Annotated in this window: 1 protein-coding gene; it reads right to left on the reverse strand. The window is 30.2% G+C overall.

Annotated elements, in window-relative coordinates; all coding sequences use genetic code 11:
• Nucleotides 1-200: 200 nt before the first annotated feature.
• Entirely contained in the window at nucleotides 201-740 is a 540-nt protein-coding gene (locus tag ABDZ84_RS20995) for a hypothetical protein (RefSeq protein ID WP_343782885.1), read from the reverse strand.
• Between the last annotated feature and the right edge of the window lie 505 nt (nucleotides 741-1,245).

Here is a 1,245-nt window from a genome sequence, read left to right on the forward strand (position 1 = left end):
AATTTGAGTCGTCTTTTTTATAACAAACTTCAAGTTTCACTGAAAAATCATAAGATTTTCAGTGGCCTCGTAGGCAAACAGATTTATTTTTTCATCTGTCTATCTATCGGGGAGCATATTAGTTTTATTTAAAATATGACTTAGGGTACTTTTTTCTGTCTCTCATTCAGTTAGGTCTCGCCATGTTTACAAGATTTCTTTTATCTATTTTTTTGATCAAGTTTAGTTTTCCCTTTCAAACCGTAATATACTATCCAAAATACAATTGGAACAAATAGTGAATAAACTTTATTTTCTTCTGGTAATAAAAACAATAAAGCTACAAATATAATAATTGCTGGCACCAACAGTATAAAATACTTTCGTTTATCCATATAGAATCTCCTTATAAGTAAATATTTCCCTTGTTTTTTATTAACTTTAGTGGTTATTTTAGTCGTAATTCCACCGCGTTTTTTAGTTGAACTTTTGGGCATAGATGTTTTTATAGATGACGCCTTTCCATACCACTCTTTAACAGATATCATACCACTTTGAATCGCAACATGAACTTTTTTTCCTTTTTTAGTTAATTTTAAAATTTGCTTTGCTCTTTTTTGAGACTCTAAAGTAGAAGCAACTCCCACTACTGAAATATAAGGACCTATTCCAGGGATAAAAGAGGCTCCAGCCCATGCAATTGTAGATTTATAACTAATATTCAACTTAGCAGCATATGCATTTGCATCAGCTTTAGTCATAAACATATCTATACCTTTACTGGTAGATTTATGACCTCCTACCTGATAAGTAGTTGTTGCAGCAACATAACCTCTTTTAGGTTTTTTTGCTGCTTCTACTTCGTGACTAAATGAATCACTAAAAGAAACAAAAGTTAAATAAAAGCTATTAGTAAGATTACAAAAAACTTCCCTAATTTCATAACCATCCCCCTAATTTCCATATTTATCTTTTTGCACATAAAATATTATAATATAAAAATGAAAATTTAGGGATATTTAAATGTTAAAATATTCCACATATTTTAACATTTAAATAGTCTGTTGGAACGCGAGAACAACCTATATATGAATCGTGTTTTTGGTAGTATGAGGAATGGATCCTTGTTTTTTTAAATTTTAAATGAAATATTCCATTTAAAATGTGCTATTGGTATGATGTAAGAAAATAATGAATAGGAGCATTCCTGTAAGGGAGAAATTTGAGGGGATATCGAAGCAGAGTCCGGATGCATAAAAAAAGCCC

The organism is Virgibacillus salarius, from assembly GCF_039521925.1.
GTDB lineage: Bacteria > Bacillota > Bacilli > Bacillales > Amphibacillaceae > Virgibacillus > Virgibacillus salarius.

Bases quoted from the DNA above. Each gene is read 5' to 3' on its own strand.
- ABDZ84_RS20995 (WP_343782885.1), bottom strand. From the start codon at position 740: ATGACTAAAGCTGATGCAAATGCATATGCTGCTAAGTTGAATATTAGT.